This window comes from Myxococcus guangdongensis, assembly GCF_024198255.1.
GTDB classification, from domain to species: Bacteria; Myxococcota; Myxococcia; order Myxococcales; family Myxococcaceae; genus Myxococcus; species Myxococcus guangdongensis.
Genome location: NZ_JAJVKW010000018.1, coordinates 78,598 through 92,518 on the forward strand (window position 1 = coordinate 78,598; position 13,921 = coordinate 92,518).

A 13,921-nucleotide genomic window follows, 5' to 3' on the forward strand; every position below is an offset into this window, starting at 1 on the left:
GTCTGAAGTCATGGGGATGAGAACGAGAGCGGCGTGGGTGGCCGCGTTGCTGATGGTGGGCCTGCCGGGCCTGTCCTCGGCGGTGGCGGTGGGGGGCTCGCTGTACGTGAAGGCGAAGAACACGCGGGTGATGGAGAGCCCCTCGCCCACGGCGAACGCGGTGGTCATCCTCCAGCCGGGCGAGCAGGTGAAGTGGGAGGGCGCGGACACGAAGAACAAGCAGTGGCACAAGGTGAAGACGTCCGCCGGCAAGCGCGGCTTCGTGTTCCAGTCCAACCTGTCCACCACCGCGCCCAACCTGGAGCTCGTCGTCGGGGACCAGGGCAAGCGCAAGGTCAACCCGGAGGGCTTCGTCTCCAGCGGCGCCGCGGTGAAGGCGCTCAGCCCCGGCGCCGTCGCGTACGGCAACAAGAAGGGCGGCGGGCACAAGCAGGCGGTGGCGCAGCTGCAGAGCCTGGAGAAGGCGGCCAAGGACGTGTCCACCCAGGACATCGCGAAGCACGCCGCGGCGGCGGGGCTGCACCCGGTGGTGGGCGCGGAGACGACGGCCCGCTCGGGCGGGGCGAAGAACAAGCCGAAGGGGGGCTCGTGATGAAGGCGCTCGGGAAGACGGCGGCGCTGCTGGGCCTGGGGCTGCTGACGGTGTCGTGCAAGGGCGTCACGCTCGCGCAGGTGGCGAACGTGGCCGGCAGGACGGTCAACAACTCGGCGGCGTCACAGAAGCAGCGCGACGAGTGCGAGAAGCTCGACGTGGAGCCCACGGTGCAAGAGGAGTACGCCATCGGCAGCGCCATGGCGGTCCACTGGGTGGAGGGTGGCGGCGGGCTGATGGGCGCCACTGGCGGCGCGAAGGACACCCGCGTGCACGCGGTGCACGACTACCTCAACACGGTGGGGAAGAACCTGGGCGCGCAGTCGCCGAGGCCCACGCTGGACTGGACCTTCGGCGTCCTCAACGACGACCAGAACTTCAACGCGGTGTCCACGCCGGGGGCCTACGTCTTCGTCACCCGGAAGCTCTTGTCGGAGCTGGACAACGAGAGCCAGCTCGCGGGCGTGCTCGCGCATGAAATCGCGCACGTGGTGCTCAAGCACTCCATCCAGCAGTACAATGCCGCGAAGGTGAGCCTCTGCAAGGTGGCGGTGACGATGGAGGCCAACGTCCGGGGCTCCGGTCAGCTCATCGCCGCGGGTGGCAGTGGCGGCAACCTGGACCTGGACAGCGACACGGCGCTGCTCGGTGACCTGACGGAGAAGGTCATCGGCCTGGCGGAGAGCGGCAACGACAAGGAGCAGGAGTACGCGGCGGACCAGCTCGCCGCGCGGCTGATGATTTCGGCCGGCTACGACCCCAAGGAGTACATCACGGTCCTGGGCAAGACGAAGGACGGCTCACGCCTGGGCTCGCGGCACCCGAAGAAGGCGGACCGGGAGGAGAAGCTCAAGACCTTCCTGGAGAGCCTGAAGCCGCGCGAGGGTGAGTTCGCGGAGCTGTCCCTGGAGGGGTTGCGCAGCCCACCACTGCAGCCGGAGCTCGTCGCCGCCGTGAAGAAGGGCGCGGGCCGCAGCAGCGTGGCGAACGACGGGAAGTAGGCGCGGGCGCCCCACGCCCGGGGCGCCCCTTCCCACCGAAGCCGCGCCTCGCGACCTCAGCGGATGCCTCAGCGTGCGGTGCAGGGGCTCGGCCCGCGCGCATCCGAACAGGCGACGTGCTCGGTGAGCCCAGCACGCCCGCCTCAGTGCGAGGCCCGCCTCGGCGCGCGGCTCCAGCTCGCGCGCATCCAGACAGAATGCTCGGCGAGCCGAGCACGCACCGCTTCAGCGCGCCGCGGCCTGGCTCAGCGCGCGGTGCACGGCCTCGAGCGCCTTGCGAGCCTCGAGCAGCTCGGCGCGCTCGGCGGTGAGCGAGGCCACCTGCTGGGCGAGCACGTCCCGCTCTCCCTGCAGCGCCTCCACCGCGCGGCGCAGCGACATCGACTCGTCCTTCGCGGACTCGAGCTCCGTGGCGAGACGCTCCTCCTCGGCGAGGCTGTCCACCAGGGCCTGCTTGCCCCGGACGACCTCCTCCTCGAGCTTCTCGTGCTCCTTCGCGGAGGCCTGGAGCGCCTGGCGGTTCTCCTGGAGGGACAACAGCGCCTCGTCGCGCTCACCCTCCAGCGCCGCGAGCTCCCGCTCCAGGTCCGCGAGCAGCTTCACGCGGCCTTCCATCTCCGACGACAGCCGGCGCGCCTCGTCCATGCGCAGCCGAGCCTCTTCGGTGGCCTTCTCCGCCTGACGGCGCGCCACCTCCAGCTCCTGCGTGAGGGACAGGTTCGCCGCCTTCACCTTCACCAGCTCCGCCTGCAGGTGGGTGATGCGCTCGACCGCGCGCTGGCCCGCCTCCGCGACGGTGGCCGGCAGGGGCTCCGGGCGCGGATTCTCGCGCACCGCCTTGAGCCGGGCCTTGAGCCGCTCACGACGCGCGTCCGAATCCATGGCCTCCTCGCGCGGCGGCGCGGGCGTCTGCACCTCCACCTCCTGCGGCGGCGCCTCGACGCGCGCCACGGGCTCCGCGACGGTGGCGGTGACGTGGGGAAGCGAAGCGTGGGGAGAGCCCTGCGTCATGGGGTGCGCCTCCGACGACTGCCCGGCCTCGAGGCCGTCCAGGTGGAACGCCACGGTGGGTGGAGCAGCGTAGGTGACGGGCGCCTCGCTCACCTCGTCGTCGTAGACGGCGGCCTCCGGCTCCGGAGACGCATACGTCACCGGCTCGGCGACCTGCTGGGTGAACACCGGCTCCCGCGCGCGCGGCCCCTCGGGCTGCGACAGCGCCACCTCCATCGCCTCCGCGGCGGTGGGACGCGGGGCGCGGGCACGCTCGATGCGGGCGCGGACCTCCGAGGACAGGTCGGCGCTCGGCGGCTCGGGGGGAGCGACGTCGGCGGCCTGCTCGGGAGGCTCGGTGGGCTCGGTCTGGTCGACGGCGCCGGTGAACGCCCCCAGGCGGAGGCGCGGCTTGGCGCGGGACACGTTCTGTTCGAAGGCTTTCTTCATGGCGAATCTCAGCCAGCCTGCTGGGTGCCCTTCTTCGGGGCGGCGGCGGCCGCGGCGACGAGGCGCGGCAGGACGTTGTCAATCATGGCCTGGATGTCGTTGGCGCCCTTCGACGTGGGGTCCGCGACGAAGACCGGGCGCCCCTCGCTCGAGGCCTGGGCGAACTTGGTGCACTGCCGGATGATGGTCGGCAGCAGGAACTCCGGGTAGTGCGTCTGGAGCGCCTCCAGCGCCTCCTTCGCCAGCTTGAAGGTGGCGTTGAAGGAGTTCACCACGATGAACACGTGGTCCAGCACGTGGTTGAGGTCCTCCTCCAGGCTCTGCACCGTCTCGAACAGCAGCTTCAGGCCGTGGAACGACAGGAAGTCCGCCAGCACGGGGACGAACAAGTCGTTGGCCGCCATCAGCGCGTTGAGGTTGAGCAGGCCGAAGGACGGCGGCGCGTCGAAGACGATGACGTCGTACTGGGCCTCCACGTCCTTGAGCGCGTTGCGCAGCTTGAACTCGCGGCCGGCCATGGGCATCAGCGAGAGGTCCATGGTGGACATGCTGAGGTTGGACGGGACGAAGTCCAGGTTGGGCAGCGGGGACTTCTGGATGACCTTGACCAGGGGCGTCTTGCGCACCAGCACGTCGAGCAGCGTCTTCTCGAACTCCTCGCCCTCGTAGCCCAGGCACTTGGTGGCGTGGCCCTGGCTGTCCAGGTCGATGAGCAGCACCGAGTAGCCCAGCTCCGCCACGCGCCACGCGTAGGACGTGGACAGGGAGGTCTTGCCGGTGCCGCCCTTGAAGTTCAGGAACAGCTGGCGGCGGTGGCCCACCTTGTCCGGGAAGCGGTTGAGCGTCGTGCGCAGGTCCCAGACGTCGTCCGGGGTGTACACGTCCTTCCTCGCGTCCTCCGGAATCGCTTTCGGAGACACGCCGAGCATCTCGGCCACCTGCTTCGAGCTGTATGTCGGCGCTTCCATGAACGACCCTTCAAAAGACGTACGGGACGGCTACCTTGCCTCAAGCGGCGAAGTATTTGTGTCCCCTTCGGACCACGGCCCCTCGGGCTGAGAGCAGGGTGATTGCTTCCTGAGCGAGCTCGACGGGCACCCCCAGGGCGGCCGTCAGCTCGGCGAGCGAGCGACCACGGACTGCCACGCGGACCTCGTGGAGCATGGGGGAACAGAGGGTCTCGACGGGAGAGGCGCTCGGGCGCGCGGCGACGGGCCGGGGCTCCTCGGGGCGCGTCGCGGGCTGCGGCGCCGGAGCCCCCATGGCGACCAGGGCCGCCTGCACGGGCGAGAGCCGCGGCGCCGGAGCGGCGGGACGGGAAGGCGCAGGCGCGGCGCGCTGCGGGGCAACCGCGGTCGGCGGGGCCACCACGGGCTGGGGCGCCGCGCGGGCCACGGGCTGCGCGGGCTGGGGCGGAGCCGGGGCGCGGGCCTGCGGCGCCTGAACTGCGTGGGTCGATGAAGGCACCGAGGCGCGGGCCTGCGGCGCCTGAACGGCATGCGTCGAGGAAGGCACCGAGGCACGGGCCTGCGGCGCCTGGGCCCCGTGCGTCGGCGGCGCGACGGGACGAGCTCCCATCGCCGGAGTCGACATGGCGCCCTGGCGAGCGCCCACCACGGCCATCACGGGCTGGGCCACCACGACCGCGGGAGCCACGGTCGCGACCACCGGGGCCGGTGCCGAGGCCATGACCACCACCCGCGCCGGCGCATCGAGCCGCGCGCGCACGGGCTTGACCGGCAACGTCGCCAGTCGACGAATCTCCCGGCGACGGTGCGTGTCGTCCAGCGCGACGACGCCGGACACATCCTGCCCCAGGATGCGCGACAGGCTCTGCGCCGCCGCCTTGCGCACGCGCAGCTCGCGGTCCCCGAGCGCCTCCAGCAACAAGGCGCGCGCGTTCTCACCACTCCCCGCGCCCAGCGCCAGCGCCGCCAGCGAACGGACCTCCGCGTCCGCGTCGTGGATGGCCTCCTCGCCCAGCCGGCGCGCCGTCTCGCCCTCCAGCCCCAGCGCCAGCAGCGACGCGCGCCGACGCACCGAGCGGTCCGGGTCCTTCATCGCCTGCGCCAGGTGCGGCGCCGCGTCCCGGGGCGCCAGCGTCAACAGCGCCTTGAGCGCCGCGATGCGCACCTCCGGAACCGGCGAGGACAACAGCGGCGACACCACCTGCGCGCCCTCTTCCCGGCACAGCGCCGCGAACGCCTGGAGCAGCGCCACCTGCGCCGCCGAGTCCGTCTCCGCGTGCAGCGCGCTCGCCAGCGCCGGAGCCGCCGCGGGCTGCGACAGCGCCTTGAGCCGCTCCGCCGCGCGAATGCGCGCCGCGGGGTCCTGCGCCGAAAGCTCCCGCACCGAGAACCCGAACAGCGTCTCGTCCGTCGGAGCCCCCAGCCCCCCCTGCCCGGACAGCTCCGCGAGCTGCGCCGCGCTCACGCCCAACCGCCCCGCCTGCAGGAAGCGCTGCGCCTCGCGCGCCACCGGCGACAAGCCCTCCAGCAGCGGCTCCAACAGCGCGGTCGACGCCACCGCGGGAGGCGGAGGCTTCGCCACCGGCTCGGCCAGCGGCACCGCGGGCGCCCGCACGGGGACCTTCATCGACATCACCGTCGCCGCCGCGCCCTTGCCCGTCTCGCCCCGCAGCAACGCCTCGCTGCGAAGCTGCGAGATGAACGACGCCAGGTCGAACCCCAGGTCATCGTCCTCGTCGTCGCGCGCCTGCGTGGAGGCGCGCAGCCGGCTCGCCGACAGCAACCGGTCCATCAGCTGGTCGCGCTCGCCGCGCAAAGCCTGCGTCAGCCGCGCCGACTCCTCGCGCTCGGCCTGGGCGCGACCGGAGCGCACCTCCAGCTCCGCCACCTCACGCCGCAGCTCCAGCTCCCGCTGATGTGTCTCCGCGAGCTCGCGCTTGAGGTGCTCCATCTCCTCACGCGTCGAGCCCAGCTCGCTGAGCAACTGCTCCGCACGGGCCTCGAAGTAGACAATTTTCTCGAGTGCGCTCTTGAGCAGCGCGTCCGGACGCTCGTCGCTCACGACCTCAACGGCCCTCCCCGCGAGGCACGCGGTGCACCCCCGACCCACCAGGGGGCGCCCACCCTACGTCAGACGTCCCGCCTTCGTAAACCACGGAAACACCAGGGCTTTTCCGTGAAGTCCCCGCCCGTCCATTGACAACGCCGCGCAGGCCGAATTTTCGGCCTCGGACGTGAGCCCCGGCTTCCCGCCGCTCGCCGACGGCCCGGACTCCACCCCCACGCCCCAGCACCGCGAGTGCGGCCGTCCGGCCAGTGACGTCCAGCACCGGACGAACGCGCCGACAGACGCCCGCGGTGAGCTTCGCCCACGCGCGCAGCCACGTGCCCGAGGCCTGTCCCGGTCCGCGCGTGGCAACCACCCCACGCGCCGCGTGGAAATCGCCCCCGCGCCGAGTTTTCGGGCCCCAGCGGTGTCGACCACGCGACACCACCCGCCTCCGCGAGGCACCCCCGGAGCGCGCCGGAGCCCACGTCCGGAGCCTCGCCGGAAGGGCCTTCCGCGGGCCTCCCGCGAGGCTCCCCGGCGACGCTTTTTTCAAGCGCTTTCGCACGCCATTCCGGAAGCACCTGAATGTCAGACCCCACCCGTAGTCTGTGTTCCACGAGGCACCGAACCCGCAGTCACTTCTCCCCGGAACCTCTCCGCCTGAGCGCGGGGGGCGAAGCCCTCTTTTCGACAGGTTTCCGCACGCCATGGAACAACGATTGGCCACCATCATTGGAAATGCAGTTCGCGCGGCGCGGCAGCGGCTGGAGCTCACCCAGGCCGATGTGGCCGAGCGCGTGGGCATCGCCACCGAGGTGTACGGGCGGCTGGAGCGCGGTCACATGCTCCCCAGCGTCCGCACGCTGAGGAAGCTGTGTCTGGTTCTCAACTGCTCCTCGGACGTGCTGCTGGGCATGACGGCCGGCGTCGAAGGCGCGCCCACGCTCGCCGAGGACCCGCCGGAGTACCGCGAGCGTCCCGAGGTCCGCCGGCTGCTGCGCACGGTGCGCAAGCTGGACGCGCCCCGGCTGCGCTTGCTGGGTCAGGTCGCCAACGCGCTGGAGTCGTGAGCGCGGAGGTGCCGCTCGCGCTCGCCCATTCCTGTCACGCGGAAGACGGCGAGCGCGGGCGGAATCAGCACCGGGGCGGGGTGGACCCGGGTTGAAAGCGATGCCAGCGGAGGACGCTCGAGGTTGCGCGTTTTCGCAATCGCTTGGCGCATGGAATGAAGCGGCGAGACAGGGGCGGGCCTAGCTTCGTGCCCCATGACTCGCCCCCTCCCCGCCCCCGCTCTCGACCTGCCGCAGCTCGCGGTGCACGCGCTGTGGTGGGCCTGGTTGCCTTCCTTCCTCTGGAGCTGGGACCACCTGGGCGCCTGGGGCCGCGTGGGCATGTGCGCGGTGGGCTGGGCGGTGATGTTCTGGAACTACGCCGTCCTGCACAATCACATGCACGTGAGCATCGCCAAGTCGCGCGTGCCGCACTGGCTGGTGTCCCGGACGCTGGGCATGGCGTGTGGGTTTCCCTATCGCGGCTACTACATCCACCACTTCAACCACCACCGGTACAACGACGGCCCGGGCGACTGGGGCCGGCGCAAGCCCGGTGAAGGCGTGGTGCGTTATTGCCTGCGCTCGGCGCTGACGCCCTGGTTCTGGCCCTTCGAGGCCGTGGCCAATGTCTGGCGCTGGGCCAAGAAGCGCAACCAGCGCCTGGAGCTGGCGCTGGACTTCCTCATCGTGGACGGGGCCCTGCTGGCGGTCATCATCTGGCGGCCCGCCCTGGGCCTGGCGTGGTTCGGGGTGCTGCTGGTGGGCCAGTTCTGCATCCACTGGCTCAACCTGGCCGCCCACTTCGAGACGGACTCCACGCAGCGCGGCGCGTTGGGCACCACGTCCACGTCCCGTCTGTACAACCTGTTCTTTTTCAATGCGGGTTACCACCAGGCCCACCACGTGAAGCCCCAGGTGCCCTGGAGGGACCTGCCGGCCACCACCCGGGAGCTGGAGGGCGTGGCCCTGGTGAGGCCGGAGCTGGTGACGGGACTGTCGCCCATCAATCCCCGCTGGGTGCTCCACGTGGCGAAGCGCTATTCTGCCGAGCCGTGCGATCGGCAGACGGCGTCGACGATTACTTCCGGGACCCCCACGGCCGTTACCTAGTCGGGGAAGGGTTCCTGCACTGGTACGCCTCGGCGGACCTGTGCGGCTTCATCCTGTGGGGACGCCCCGCGGAGGCGCACGTGCGCAGGCTGGTGCACGTGCTCGACGTGGAGCTGGCTCCCGCGGCGCCCCATGCCTCGCTGGTGGACGCGCGCCGGTTGGAGGCGGCGGACCCCGCGGCCTTCGCGGTGCTCGTGAAGTACATGCAGGCGCGAGAGAAGTCCTTCGGCACGTCCGTGCAGCGCCAGGCGCTGGTGCGTCCGGAGGGCGTGGCGGGCGCGGTGGTGGGCGGCTTCTACACGCTCCTGACGGGCGCGTACCCGAGCAAGGTCTTCACCGAGCCGGCCGCCGCGCTGGCGTGGCTGGGACAGCCCGAGGCGCGCGCCGCGCCCCTGCTCTCCAAGCTGAATGACTTGGTGGCCGAGGCCACCGGCCAGTCGCCGCTCTTGCGCGAGCTGCACCAGGCGATGAAGGGCAAGCTGCCGGACATCAACCTGTCGGACGTGGCCCGGGAGATGGGCATGTCCGAGCGCACGTTGCAGCGCCGCCTCAAGGAGGCCGGCACGTCCTTCCAGGCGGAGCTCAACGCCGTGCAGGTGCGCATGGCCCAGGGGCTGCTCCTGGAAACAGACATGAAGCTCACCGCCGTCGCGGTGGAGGTGGGCTGCGCGTCGCTGCAGCACTTCAGCAGCCTGTTCAGGAAGCTGGTGGGCGAGTCCCCCAGCGCGTGGCGCGAGCGGCAGCTGGGCAAAGCCGCGACGGAGTCGGAGCCGGACAAGACCCCCGAGGAGCCCATCGCGCCCACCGGCACCGGCCCCTCGAAGTCGTAGCCGCCCGCGGCCTCAGGCCGGGTTCTTCTTCTCGGGGTGGGCCGGCAGGTGCAGCGAGAAGCACGCGCCGCCGTCGGGACAGTTGGCCACCGTCAGCGTGCCGCCGACACGGGCCAGGTACTCGCGACACAGGGCCAGGCCCAGGCCGGTGCCCTTGCCCGGGGCCTTGGTGGTGAAGAACGGCTCGAACAGGCGCGGAAGGACGGACTCCGGGACACCCGGCCCGTTGTCCTCCACCTCCAGGCGCACGCCGCCCTCCACCCGCGTGGCCCGGATGACGATGCGCGCGGCGCGTGAGGGCTGCACCCCATCCAACGCATCCGCCGCGTTGAGCAGCAGGTTCAGCACCACCTGCACCAGCTGACGCTGGCCCAACCGCACGCGGACCAGGTGCGGCTCCACCTCGCGCACCACCTGTCCCAGGCTGCGCAGCCGCACCGACGCGAGCCGCTCCGCCTCGTCGAGCGCCTCCGCCACGCTGCCCGCCTCCTCCGCGTCCGACGAGTCGCGCGAGAAGCGGCGCAGGTCCGTGACAATCTGCTCGATGCGCAGCACGCCCTGCTGCGTCTCCCACAGCACCCGGCGCATGTCCTCCAGGTCCTGCACGGCCTCGACCGTCACCTCCTCGAGGTAGCCCAGGTTGGACTTCACGTACGCCAGCGGGTTGTTCACCTCGTGCGCCACGCCCGCGGCCAGCCGCCCCACCAGGGCCAGCCGCTCCATCTCCGCCTGGCTGCGCACCGCGTCCGCCCGCAGGTGCTCGCTCTGCGCCAGCTGCTCCAGCGCCGCCAGCCGCGCGTGCACGGCCTCTCGCTCGGTGTCGCGCATCCGCCGGAACTGCTTGCAGCTGAAGACGGCCACCCAGGCCAGGAAGAAGAAGAGCGTCACCTGCCCGATGAGCCGCTGCTCGGATACCTCCGAGTGCCAGGACGCCACCACCACGCCCACCAGCGTCAACAGGACGGAGGTCCACACCGTCACCACGTCCCCCGGCGTGAAGACGGCGATGATGAGCGGCATCGCGAAGAGCAGCGGGAACAGCGTGCTCGACAGGCCCCCGGTGAAGTGGATGTCCAGCACCAGCGCCACCATGCTGGCCACCCCGGTGACGATGCTGGCGCGCTGCACCGTCAGCCACCGCGTGCCCATGCTCGCGGCCGTCCCCACGAGTATCGCCGCCCACAACACGTGGACCACGATGACCGCCGGGATGAAGCCCCCGAAGAGCAGCGGGTGCGTGCCGAGCGACAACAGCAGCACGCACGCCGAGACGACGAAGCTGCGTCGCCGCAACCCCACGTGGGCCGCGAGCTCCGAGGGCGAGGGACTGGGTACGACGGGTTGATGCACGGGGCCGCCTACTCCAGGGCTCGCCGCGCCGCGGGACGCGCCAGGTGCCGCTCCACATAGGCGCGCAGCGCGGGGAAGTCCTCCAGCAGCCCCATGCTCCCGCCCCACTCGAGGATGGACGTCATCACCACGTCCGCCGCGGTGAAGCGCTCGCCCACCAGGAACGTCCGCCCCTGCAGCCGCGACTCCAACATGCGCGCGATGTCCGTGAAGCGCCGGCGCCCGCGCTCCGCCTCGCCCACCACCTGCTCCTGCTCCGGCAGGAAGCGGCTGTGCGCGGAGTACGCGGACAGGGGCGGCTCCATGGTGGACATGCAGAAGAACATCCACTGGTAGTACTCGGCGCGCTGGGGAGAGCCGAGCGGCGGGGCGAAGCCCTGCTCCGGATACTTGTCCGCGACGTGCAGCAGGATGGCCGCCGACTCGAAGATGGGCTGCCCCTCATCCTCCAGCGCGGGCATGGAGCCCATGGGGTGGATGCGCAGGTACTCGGGGCTCTTGTGCTCGCGCTGGAGCACGTCCACCGGCACCAGCTCGTAGGGGACGCCCAGCTCCTCCAGCAGCCACCGGGGCCGGGTGGCCCGGGTGTTCCTCGCGAAGTAGAGCTTCATCATCGTCGTGACGACTCCGAGGTGGCGCGCCTCAACCGACGGGACTTGCCGAGCCGAGGAGCGCCGCGCGAGCTTCGCACCTCCTCCCGCCCCAGGGGTGCGGGGATTATGGGGTCCGGACAAACGTGACGCAGCTTGCATCCCCGGCACTCGGCCCCGCTCCACACCGCCTCGTAGAGCGCCGTCACCCGGTCGATGATGTCGAAGTCCTCCGTCACGAACCCCAGCTCGAAATTACGCACCGCGTCGCCCTTGGCCCCCAGGCCCGCCCCCGTGAGATTGGCGCTACCGAGATAGGTCCACGCCCCATCCACCACCACTGCCTTGAAGTGCACGCGAGGGCAGACCTTCAGATTCAAGCCCCCCTTCACCAGCCGCGCCCGGGCGTCGAAGGCCGCGCGGAACGGGCGGCTCGGCAGCTCCGCGTGCAGCAGGCGCAGGGACACGCCCCGGGCCGCCAGCCCGTCCAGCACGTCCACCAGCGGCACGAACTTCCCCTTCGACTCCACGTACATCGCCTTCACGTTCGCCGTGGCCAGCCACACCGACTCGCGGGCGTGGAGCAGCTTCTCCAGCACCACCTCCCGGTACAGCTCGCTTCCGGACAGCAGCTCCGTCTGGATGGGACGCATGGCGGACACTGTCTCACACTCACCCACCACACTCCAGGTGCCGCCCGAAACAAATGACCTTCAGTCACTTGACGACTGACCTCAGGTCACCTACCACTAGGAGCATGGTGAGTGATTCCGGGGAGCAGGCGGGGCGGGTGGTGCCCAAGCGCGCGCGCAAGGACGAGGACAAGGAGGCGCGCCGGCGGGTGCTGCTGGACGAGGCGCTCGCACTGTATCAGGCGACCTCGTACGCGGAGGTGAAGATGGCGGACGTGGCCGAGCGGGCCCGGCTGGCCAAGGGGACGGTGTTCCTCTACTTCCCGACCAAGGAGGCGCTGTTCCTCGCGCTCCTGGAGGACCTGCTCTTCGCGTGGTTCGCCCGGCTGGAGTCGGCGCTGAGCACGGTGGAGGGCACGTGGACGGGGCCGTGGCTGGCGCGCGCGGTGGCCGAGTCACTGGAGCCGGAGCTGTCGCTGACGCGGCTGCTGGCGATGCTGCAGACGGTGCTCGAGCAGAACGTGTCCGTGGAGCAGGCCCGCCGCTTCAAGGAGCGGCTGTTGGAGGCGATGGCGCGCACGGGCGCGCTGCTCGAGTCGCGGCTGTCCTTCCTGCATCCGGGCGAGGGCGCCCGCGTGCTGGTGCACCTGCACGCGCTGGTGACGGGCCTGCGACAGATGGCGGACGTGGCGCCCGTGGCGCGCGAGGTGCTCGCCCTGCCGCACATGGCCCCGCTGCGCATCGACTTCACCGCCGAGCTGACGACGGCGCTCACCACCCTCTTGCGCGGGCTCGAGTCCCGCTGAAGCCCCCACCCCAAGTTCCCCCCAGGTTCATCGAGGAGCCAACCATGCTGGAGCTCGTCCCCGTCTCATCCGAGTCCAAACCCCAGGCCGACGTCGCGCGCATCCAGGCCGCGTTCGACGCGCTGCGCGCCAACCGCTGGACCCTGTCGCGCACCACCGCCACGGAGCGCGTCGCGAAGCTCAAGCGGCTGCGCGAGGCCATCATCGCCCGCCGCGACGAGCTGGCCGAGGCCATCCACCAGGACTTCCGCAAGCCCGCGCTGGAGGTGGAGCTGACCGAAATCCATCCCACGCTGGAGGAGCTGAACCACACGGTGAAGCACCTGTCGTCGTGGATGAAGCCCACGCGGGTGGGCACGCCCATGCTGCTCGCGGGCTCGTCCGCGCACGTGCGCTACGAGGCGCGCGGCGTGGTGCTGGTGCTCTCGCCCTGGAACTATCCCTTCCAGCTCCTGATGGCGCCGCTCATCGCCGCCATCGCCGCGGGCAACGCCGTGTTGTGCAAGCCCAGCGAGAAGACGCCGCACACCGCGCGCTTCCTGGCGCGGCTGGTGCGCGACGTGTTCCCCGAGAACGAGGTGGCGCTGTTCGAGGGCGGCGCGGAGACGGCGGAGGCGCTGCTCAGGCTTCCGTTCGACCACTTCTTCTTCACGGGCAACCCGCGCATCGGCCGCAAGGTGATGGAGGCCGCCGCGCAGCACCTGGCCAGCGTGACGCTGGAGCTGGGCGGCAAGTCGCCCGCCATCATCGACGAGTCCGCGGACGTGCAGGCCGCGGCGGAGCGGCTGACGTGGGGCAAGTTCCTCAACAGCGGCCAGACGTGCGTGGCCCCCGACTACATCTTCGTGCACGAGTCCAAGAAGCAGCAGTTCGTGGACGCGGTGAAGGCGGTCATCACGCGCTTCTACGGTGAGACGGAGGAGGCCCGGCAGGCGAGCCCCGACTTCGCCCGGCTGGTGGAGCCGGCGGCGTGGCGGCGGGTGAAGGATTTGGTGGACCGCACCGTGGCGGCGGGCGCGAAGGTGGAGATGGGCGGGGTGGCGGACGGGCCCTCGCGCTACATCTCGCCCACCGTGCTGACGGGCGTGACGCCGGACATGCCCATCATGGAGGGGGAAATCTTCGGGCCGGTGATGCCGGTGATGACGTTCCGCTCGCGTGACGAGGTGTACGCGCACATCCAGCGGGGGGAGAAGCCGCTCGCGCTCTATGTCTTCAGCCAGGACAAGCGGGCCATCGAGGACGTGTTCCGCAACACGACGTCCGGTGGCGCGGTGGTGAACAACGTCCTCATCCACGTGGCGAACCCCAACCTGCCGTTTGGCGGGGTGGGCATGAGTGGCCTGGGGCACTACCACGGCGTCTACGGCTTCCGGACCTTCAGCCATGAGCGGGCCGTGTCGGTTCAATGGATGAAGTCGCTCGCGTCGGTGTTCTTCCCGCCGTATCGCGGAAAGGCGCAGGACTGGGCCTCCCGCGCGACGCGGTTGTTGGAATAGG

At 71.0% G+C, this 13,921-nt stretch carries 13 protein-coding genes; 7 read left to right on the top strand and 6 right to left on the bottom strand.

The genetic code is table 11. The features are described 5' to 3' along the window. Window positions 1-16 precede the first annotated feature (16 nt). Window positions 17-592 (top strand): SH3 domain-containing protein, encoded by a 576-nt coding sequence (locus tag LXT21_RS38590; RefSeq protein ID WP_323395551.1) that lies wholly within the window; start codon window positions 17-19, stop codon window positions 590-592. Beyond that, the gene (locus tag LXT21_RS38595) at window positions 592-1,593 is read left to right on the top strand and encodes a M48 family metalloprotease (RefSeq protein WP_254043326.1); all 1,002 of its coding nucleotides are present in this window, start codon (window positions 592-594) and stop codon (window positions 1,591-1,593) included. Before LXT21_RS38590 ends, LXT21_RS38595 begins: the two co-directional genes overlap by 1 nt. A 225-nt stretch (window positions 1,594-1,818) precedes the next feature. On the opposite strand, the gene LXT21_RS38600 is transcribed toward LXT21_RS38595, so the two are convergent. From LXT21_RS38600 to LXT21_RS38610, 3 genes are read right to left on the bottom strand one after another with little or no spacing between them, the layout of a single operon-like run. Beyond that, window positions 1,819-3,033: an extensin-like protein gene (locus LXT21_RS38600; protein ID WP_254043242.1), complete on the bottom strand. Its 1,215-nt coding sequence runs from the start codon at window positions 3,031-3,033 to the stop codon at window positions 1,819-1,821. Between the two features lie 8 nt (window positions 3,034-3,041). Next, window positions 3,042-4,001, bottom strand: coding sequence for a ParA family protein (locus LXT21_RS38605; protein WP_254043243.1), 960 nt, complete (start codon window positions 3,999-4,001; stop codon window positions 3,042-3,044). Between the two features lie 40 nt (window positions 4,002-4,041). Continuing rightward, window positions 4,042-6,063, bottom strand: coding sequence for a HEAT repeat domain-containing protein (locus LXT21_RS38610; protein WP_254043244.1), 2,022 nt, complete (start codon window positions 6,061-6,063; stop codon window positions 4,042-4,044). 695 nt (window positions 6,064-6,758) lie between these two features. Here LXT21_RS38610 and LXT21_RS38615 point away from each other — a divergent pair. From LXT21_RS38615 to LXT21_RS38625, 3 genes are all read left to right on the top strand, one after another. After that, complete coding sequence (locus LXT21_RS38615; protein WP_046710788.1) at window positions 6,759-7,121, top strand: helix-turn-helix transcriptional regulator; 363 nt, start codon at window positions 6,759-6,761, stop codon at window positions 7,119-7,121. Between the two features lie 195 nt (window positions 7,122-7,316). Beyond that, window positions 7,317-8,213 carry a fatty acid desaturase family protein gene (locus tag LXT21_RS38620; RefSeq protein WP_254043245.1) on the top strand — a complete coding sequence of 299 codons (897 nt, stop codon included), beginning with the start codon at window positions 7,317-7,319 and terminating at the stop codon, window positions 8,211-8,213. Window positions 8,214-8,293: 80 nt separating this feature from the next. After that, window positions 8,294-9,043 (top strand): helix-turn-helix transcriptional regulator, encoded by a 750-nt coding sequence (locus LXT21_RS38625; protein WP_254043327.1) that lies wholly within the window; start codon window positions 8,294-8,296, stop codon window positions 9,041-9,043. Window positions 9,044-9,055: 12 nt separating this feature from the next. Here LXT21_RS38625 and LXT21_RS38630 read toward each other — a convergent pair whose 3' ends face one another. The 3 genes from LXT21_RS38630 to LXT21_RS38640 are packed head-to-tail and all read right to left on the bottom strand — an operon-like array spanning window position 9,056 to window position 11,636. Further along, entirely contained in the window at window positions 9,056-10,393 is a 1,338-nt protein-coding gene (locus LXT21_RS38630) for a sensor histidine kinase (protein ID WP_254043246.1), read from the bottom strand. An 8-nt stretch (window positions 10,394-10,401) separates the two neighbouring features. Further along, window positions 10,402-11,007, bottom strand: coding sequence for a glutathione S-transferase family protein (locus LXT21_RS38635; RefSeq protein ID WP_254043247.1), 606 nt, complete (start codon window positions 11,005-11,007; stop codon window positions 10,402-10,404). Continuing rightward, window positions 11,004-11,636: a phospholipase D-like domain-containing protein gene (locus tag LXT21_RS38640; protein ID WP_254043248.1), complete on the bottom strand. Its 633-nt coding sequence runs from the start codon at window positions 11,634-11,636 to the stop codon at window positions 11,004-11,006. Before LXT21_RS38640 ends, LXT21_RS38635 begins: the two co-directional genes overlap by 4 nt. Before the next feature lie 104 nt (window positions 11,637-11,740). Here LXT21_RS38640 and LXT21_RS38645 point away from each other — a divergent pair, with 104 nt between their 5' ends. Beyond that, the gene (locus tag LXT21_RS38645; RefSeq protein ID WP_254043249.1) at window positions 11,741-12,421 is read left to right on the top strand and encodes a TetR family transcriptional regulator; all 681 of its coding nucleotides are present in this window, start codon (window positions 11,741-11,743) and stop codon (window positions 12,419-12,421) included. Between the two features lie 44 nt (window positions 12,422-12,465). Continuing rightward, window positions 12,466-13,920: an aldehyde dehydrogenase family protein gene (locus tag LXT21_RS38650; protein WP_254043250.1), complete on the top strand. Its 1,455-nt coding sequence runs from the start codon at window positions 12,466-12,468 to the stop codon at window positions 13,918-13,920. Window position 13,921: the final 1 nt, after the last annotated feature.